The sequence below is a fragment of the Marinobacter sp. UBA2498 genome, assembly GCF_002341575.1.
Classification (GTDB): domain Bacteria; phylum Pseudomonadota; class Gammaproteobacteria; order Pseudomonadales; family Oleiphilaceae; genus Marinobacter; species Marinobacter manganoxydans.
Window position 1 is genome coordinate 14,744 of sequence record NZ_DDOI01000048.1, and the last position, 6,256, is coordinate 20,999.

The 6,256-nt window shown below is 57.2% G+C and carries 7 protein-coding genes and 1 pseudogene; 3 read left to right on the plus strand and 5 right to left on the minus strand.

Going from position 1 to position 6,256, the window contains the following annotated elements:
* Positions 1–755: MFS transporter (locus tag B2W52_RS05785; protein ID WP_476738516.1), on the minus strand; the 755-nt coding region annotated here is incomplete at its 3' end.
* A gap of 258 nt (positions 756–1,013) precedes the next feature.
* Positions 1,014–2,150, minus strand: coding sequence for an NnrS family protein (locus B2W52_RS05790; protein WP_039882112.1), 1,137 nt, complete (start codon positions 2,148–2,150; stop codon positions 1,014–1,016).
* 94 nt (positions 2,151–2,244) lie between these two features.
* Here B2W52_RS05790 and B2W52_RS05795 point away from each other — a divergent pair, with 94 nt between their 5' ends.
* Entirely contained in the window at positions 2,245–2,808 is a 564-nt protein-coding gene (locus B2W52_RS05795) for a Yip1 family protein (protein WP_008175464.1), read from the plus strand.
* Here the strand turns inward: B2W52_RS05795 and trhA are convergent, their stop codons facing one another.
* Positions 2,809–3,498 (minus strand): PAQR family membrane homeostasis protein TrhA, encoded by a 690-nt coding sequence (trhA, locus tag B2W52_RS05800; protein ID WP_008175461.1) that lies wholly within the window; start codon positions 3,496–3,498, stop codon positions 2,809–2,811. It lies immediately after the preceding gene.
* Between the two features lie 166 nt (positions 3,499–3,664).
* On the opposite strand from trhA, the gene wrbA reads away from it, so the two are divergent.
* Positions 3,665–4,264: an NAD(P)H:quinone oxidoreductase gene (gene wrbA, locus B2W52_RS05805; RefSeq protein WP_008175459.1), complete on the plus strand. Its 600-nt coding sequence runs from the start codon at positions 3,665–3,667 to the stop codon at positions 4,262–4,264.
* A gap of 86 nt (positions 4,265–4,350) precedes the next feature.
* Here the strand turns inward: wrbA and B2W52_RS05810 are convergent, their stop codons facing one another.
* Positions 4,351–5,058 carry a Crp/Fnr family transcriptional regulator gene (locus B2W52_RS05810; protein ID WP_273069444.1) on the minus strand — a complete coding sequence of 236 codons (708 nt, stop codon included), beginning with the start codon at positions 5,056–5,058 and terminating at the stop codon, positions 4,351–4,353.
* 173 nt (positions 5,059–5,231) lie between these two features.
* On the opposite strand from B2W52_RS05810, the gene B2W52_RS05815 reads away from it, so the two are divergent.
* Positions 5,232–6,149, plus strand: coding sequence for an AEC family transporter (locus B2W52_RS05815; RefSeq protein WP_008175455.1), 918 nt, complete (start codon positions 5,232–5,234; stop codon positions 6,147–6,149).
* On the opposite strand, the pseudogene B2W52_RS22235 reads toward B2W52_RS05815, so the two are convergent.
* Positions 6,146–6,256 (minus strand): annotated as a pseudogene (locus B2W52_RS22235) (cation transporter); the annotation flags it as partial. The gene B2W52_RS05815 and the pseudogene B2W52_RS22235 overlap by 4 nt on opposite strands.

Genomic DNA, 6,256 nt, shown 5'->3' on the forward strand with positions numbered 1-6,256 from the left:
AGCGGGTTGCCCGGATTCGGGGTAACCACTTTCAGGTTGTTCATGCCAAACCAGCCGGCAAACGCCAGCGGAATCAGAAACACCAGCCAGATAAACCCGGCGTTCTGGATCCAGGTATCGGTACCCGCCTCAATGCGGCCAATCAGCGTGCCGCTGGGGCTCTGCAGCTGCATAGGGTCACCGGCCAGGGCGCCGAAGATACCCACGGTCATGACCAGTGGGATGACCACCTGCATGGTGGTGACGCCGAAGTTACCGAGACCGGCGTTCATGCCGAGGCCATAGCCCTGCTTGCTTTTCGGGTAGAAGGTACTGATGTTGCTCATGGAGCAGGCGAAGTTACCGCCGCCGATACCGGATAGCAGTGCCAGGGCCTGGAACACGATAAACGGTGTATCCGGGTTCATCAGGGCGATGCCGGTACCGGCAGCAGGAATCATCAGGAGGGCAGTGGTCAGGAACACCGTGTTTCGTCCGCCGGCGATCTTGATCATGAACGAGGCGGGGATCCGCAGGGTGGCGCCAGACAGGCCTGCAATCGCAGACAGTGTAAACAGTTGCTCAATGCTGAAAGGAAAACCCAGGTTCTTCATCTGGGTGGTGATCATCCCCCACATCAGCCAGACGGCAAAGCCCATCAGCAGGCTGGGGATGGAAATCCACAGGTTGCGGGAAGCAATGCGCTTGCCCTCCCGCTCCCAGAATTCTTCGCTCTCGACATCCCAGTGTTCGATGTCTGCGTTGGTTTTGGCCATGATTTTGACTCCCTCGGTTAACGTGCCCTTGGCCCCGTTTCTGGTGGCGCTCGGGCTTCTCGACACCATTGTGCAAAGCGAGGCGGGGAGTCATGCTTGATATTTCTCAAGGACAAAATGACGTGTCAGAAGGTGAGTTTTTTGATGAAAATCCAGGCGCGCTTCAGATCGATAAAATCTATTAAAATCAAATGGGTGCGATAGTGATATCCCGAAGTGGGTAGGCGTTATGGATGCTGGCGCAGTGGAGGTAGCCAATCATTTCCGGCGGTTCTGGCTATCCCGGAACAGTAAAATCGTCTGCAGCGCCACAAAACCGTAGATGCAGGACCAGCTCGCCGATGCCAACCAGAGTGCAACCGGTTCAAGAAAAGGCGCGTTGCCCGCGTAGAGTCGGGCGACTGCCGCAATGGCCATGCCCGAGGCGATGCCAACAACCTGCCAGATGGGTGGTGTCATTCGTCTGGCTCGCTGCCAGGCAAGCCGCAGCATGACACTGGTGGAAAGCGTGCCGAGGGCTCCGATTGTTATCAGGTGCATGGAGGCGACGGGATCGTTTTCTTTCAGAAGGCTTAACCCGCTTGCGCCAGCGCCTGCAGCCAGCCATAAGTAGCCAAGTGCCAGTACCAGAAGGTCTGGCCGGTTTCGGCAGTGCCAGAGCTTCCAGCGAGCAGCGCGAACCACAATCAGAAAACCCGCAACCAGCAATAACAGACCCACGGCCGGGGCCGCGACTGGCAGAAAGCTGAGCAGCAGTGCCAGCAGCAAGATGGCCAGAAGGGTTCCCTCAACATGTGGCTGAACCCGGGCCTCAAGGGGGATGCCCCGTTTCTCAAGCGTGCCGGCCACAGCCGGCGCAATGACTCGCCCGCCGATAAACGTCATCAGAAGCAGCAAACCGACAATGGCGGTTGTCAGTACCTGGCGGCTATCCAGTATTGCCGGTGCGCTTGCGGCCAGTGTGTTGCTGGCAAGCCAGAAAACGACCGACAACAGGCAAAGAAGCAGAATCAGCGGGCCGGCAATCCGGTTGCGCCATTTTTTGGCCGCCTGAAATCTCGGGACCGCGTAGCGCGCCAGCATGAGGGCGAAGGCCGGGCTTAACAGTTGGGCGGCAATACTTTCCGGCGCCAGAACCCAGCTGACCCTCGCGAGTATCCAAAGCACAAAGAGCAGAGTGAGTACCCGGCCAGGTTGGGGGCCGAGGGTGTAGCCGGCGATGAGGGCCAGGGCGAAGCCGAATATCAACTCATGGCCGTGTCCCGCACCGAGCAAACCGGGTGGCCAGCCTGTCCCGGACAGCACGCTGTATATCGACAGGGGAACCGTTAATGCGGCGAATAGTGATGCGGCAGGGAAGAATAGCCAGAACGCATGAATGTTCTTTCTTGGCATGCCTGAGTTGTCCGAAGTCATCTCGTGTCCTTGACCGTTCGGCGCACCGAAACTATCAGTAAAAATAACGCGGGAAACATTTTAAAGGTGCATCATGAATATTACACAACTTGCCCGTCTACCATTTTCCGGCAATGGCGCCTGGTCAGAGCTGCGGCGCCTTGACCTGTCCATTCCGTTCCTGGCCTGGGTGGTGGTAGTGCCGATGTCGTTTCTGCCGCCGGTGCTGCTCTACTATGCCGGAACGCAGTACGGCGACGCCTTCATGCAGGGATTCGGAGACAAGGAGTGGCGGTTTATCACCACTATCCTTTTCCTGGCAGAGTTACTCACGTTCTTCGTGATGGGCTGGCTGATCCACGCCGTTATGGATAGTCATCAATTGAAAATCAGTTATCAGGATGCCTATTTGCTGGCCGCAATTGCGCCGCTACCGCTCTGGCTGTCATCACTGGCGCTGCTGGTGCCGGTGCTGGCAGTCAGCGTTGTGGCGGTGTTTGCCGCCTTGTTCCTGTCCTGTGCGCTGGTCTACCAGGGCGTTCGCTCATTCTGCGAGCGAAGCGATAATGATGTGGTGGTCATGTCGGCCACCTACACCGTTATGTCGGCGTCTTTGCTGGCATGGGGCGTGCTGATGGCAATGGTTTGGGCGTTCTGATCAGGCCGTGTGGGGGAGGACGCCAAAATAGATGGCACTGAAGTGGCAGGCGCTGCCGCCGATTACGAACAGGTGCCAGATCGCATGCATATAAGGTATGCGGTCGGCCAGATAGAAGGCGACACCGGCGGTGTACAAAATGCCGCCGGCAATCGTCAGGTTCAGGGCTGTTTCACTCAGGTTGGCCACCAGATCGGATGAGGCGAACGTGATCAGCCAGCCCATGGCCACATAGATGCCAACCCTCGCGAGCTTGAAGCGGTTTTTGAAAATAACCTTCAGCACCACGCCGGTGATCGCCAGTGACCAGATCACCGCAAACAGTGTCCAGCCCACCGTGCCGCGCATGTTTACAAGCAGAAAGGGCGTGTAGGTGCCGGCGATCAGCAGAAAAATGGCGCAATGATCAAGGGTTTTGAACGCCCTTTTCAGTTCTGGCCGCCGGGCACCGTGATACAGGGCTGAGGCCAGATAAAGAAGAATCAGGGACGCGCCGAAAATACTGAAACTGACAATCTTCCAGGCATCCCCGAATTGACTGGCGCCCACGATCAACGCGGCCGTGCCAATAACGCTCAATATTGCGCCCAGACCATGGGTGGCGCTGTTCAGCCACTCTTCAATGCGGTGATGGTTATTATTTGCGGGGGATGGAGTTGCTGTCACAGAGCGGTCTTCCGAATTAGCCATGGCCCTAAAATACTTCAGCGTACACCTGTACGCAATGCCTGATCGTGAACATCCTGTGACCCTGTTCAGAAAAACTGAACGACCTGTCGGAAAACTTCCGATTTCTCTCGAGTCTGCCGCTGGTTAGCATGCGTATATCCGATCAAAGACAGAGGAGGTTCTCCCGATGGCAAAAGTGCTTGTGCTCTATTACTCCATGTATGGCCATATTGAGACAATGGCAAACACCATTGCCGAAGGTGCAAAAGGTGTCGATGGTGCAGACGTTACAGTCAAGCGTGTGCCGGAAACCATGGCCGACCAGGCATTTCTGGGCGCTGGCGGAAAGGCGGACCAGGAAGCCCCGGTAGCCGATCCGAAAGAGCTGGCAGAATACGACGCGATCATTTTCGGTACGCCCACCCGGTTCGGCAACATGGCCGGGCAGATGCGGACCTTCCTGGATCAGACAGGCGGTTTGTGGGCCGAAGGCAAGCTTCACGGCAAGGTGGCCAGTGTGTTTACCTCCACAGGCACCGGTGGCGGGCAGGAGCATACCATCAGCTCATTCTGGACCACACTGGCCCACCACGGCATGGTCATTGTGCCCCTGGGTTACGGCATCCCGGAATTCTTCGATATCTCGGAAGTGAATGGCGGGACTCCCTACGGAGCGTCAACTATCGCAGGCGGGGACGGCTCACGGCAGCCCAGCGAGAAAGAGCTGGCGATTGCCCGCTTCCAGGGTAAGCACGTTGCCGAGCTGGCAGTAAAACTGCACGGCTGATTCTGAAGTTTTAGCAAAGCGTTGAGCGTTTTTCAGGGCAGCAGGCGAGAGCTTGCTGCCCTTTTTTATGCGGTATCCGGTTGGCTTCAGGGCCGGCTCTTCGCAGTTGCGGTTTTCAGGCGGGAGAAAGTCGCCGGCACAACACCGAGCCATGATGCCAGTTGATTATCTGGCACCCGTTTAACCAGTTCTGGGTATTCTTCCAGCAACAACTTGTAGCGTTCTCTTGCCGGCATGGTGTGCTTGCGGAATTCTCTCATACTGGCCAGCTCGGCAATTTCTTCCGTCAGGGCAAGGGCGAACCGGGGCCAGAGCCCTTCACCGTGAGACTGGATAGCGGACCGGAACGCCGCGAAGTCAGCCACCCAGGCCGTTACCGGCGTTACTGAGGTCAGGCAAAGGGTGTTTCGTACGGTTCGGCTACGGCCAAAAACCGGCCAGACCATATCGCCTTCGGAAAAGAAGTGGTGGACGGACACCTTGCCGCTGGGTGCTTCCCGGAACAGCCGAAGGATGCCGTACTGAACCAGATAAACGTTTGCCCAGGGTGTGTCGTGCTTCTCCAGAGCGGTTTCGGGGTCAACCCTGCAAAGGTGAAACAGGCGGGCGAGGTCTGCCAGAAACCGTGCGTCGGGATCATTCTCGTGCCCTGCCAGGCGAATTCCGAAAACCCGGCTGAGGCCATTCAGCAGGGCAGCTGACTCAGGTGCGGCATCCTGCTGGATAATATCCGGGTTGTTTTCTCCCAACATGCACGGGGCGGAGGAAACGTCTGGCCTGAAGATGCTGTTCATGGCGTTGACCCTGTTATGAGTGTCAGGTGAATTGTGGTATCAGAGAAACATCTTTTGAAATGACTTAAATCATTAAGCCTTTTTCACTGAGTCGATATCGCGATCTGACGAACGTTCAGTGATAGACTCCGCCTCCTGTTGCTGGAAGTTTCCCCTTTCCTCACGGAGTCCCGATGGCCGCAGCCTTTGCCCTTTTCTTCAAGCTTATTCCGCTCTACGTAACGGTCGCCCTGGGCTGGGTCGCCGGTCGTTATCTTGAGGCCAGTGGTCGTCATATCGCCGGCATCATGCTCTATATCGTGACGCCCTCAGTGGTGTTTTCCGGGGTGATGGTAGCGCCGCTTTCTCCCGAAGTTATCTTGTTGCCGTTTCTGGTATTCGGGATTTCTTCTGTGCTGGGAATTGCGCAATTAAAGCTGGCAAAGCGGGTGCTCTCCGACGGCAGTGCCAACATCATTCCCCTGTGTGTGGGTTCCGGTAACACGGGGTACTTCGGTGTGCCGGTTGCGTTGTTGCTGTTCGGTGAGGAGGGGCTGGGGCTCTACATCGTGTGCATGCTGGGCACCACGCTGTTCGAGAACTCCGTGGGCTTCTATCTGGCGGCGAGAGGGCGTTACAGCATCAAGGATTCGCTCTGGCGGGTGCTGAAGCTCCCGTCGGTATACGCCTTCCTGGCGGCCGTCGTCCTTAACCTGGCGGGCATCGGAATTCCGGATATCTTTGTGCCGCTGTTCGATAACCTGCGCGGCGCCTACAGCATTCTGGGCATGATGATCATTGGCATGAGCATCACCAGCTTTCGCGGCCTGGCGGGCAATGTCCGTTTCACGGCCCTGGCGTTTTTCGGGAAGTTCGTGGTCTGGCCACTGGTGGCCATTGTGTTCTGGTGGCTGGATTCAACCGTGCTGGGCATCTATGAGCCGGCCGTACACAAGGCCATGTTCCTGATTTCGATCACGCCGATTGCCGCGAATACTGTGGTCATTGCGACCCTGCTGGATACCTCGCCAAGGCAGGCAGCGGGTACCGTATTGCTTACCACGCTGTTTGCCCTGGCGTTTATCCCGGTGATGATCTCACTTGCTTTCTAGCGGCTGCTTGACGGTGTTGCCGCCGGTTGCGCTTCGCTGGCCCTGGCTTCTGCGATATCGCTGCGGGCATGGCGCACCACACTGATACCGGCCGTTATAGCCAGCGT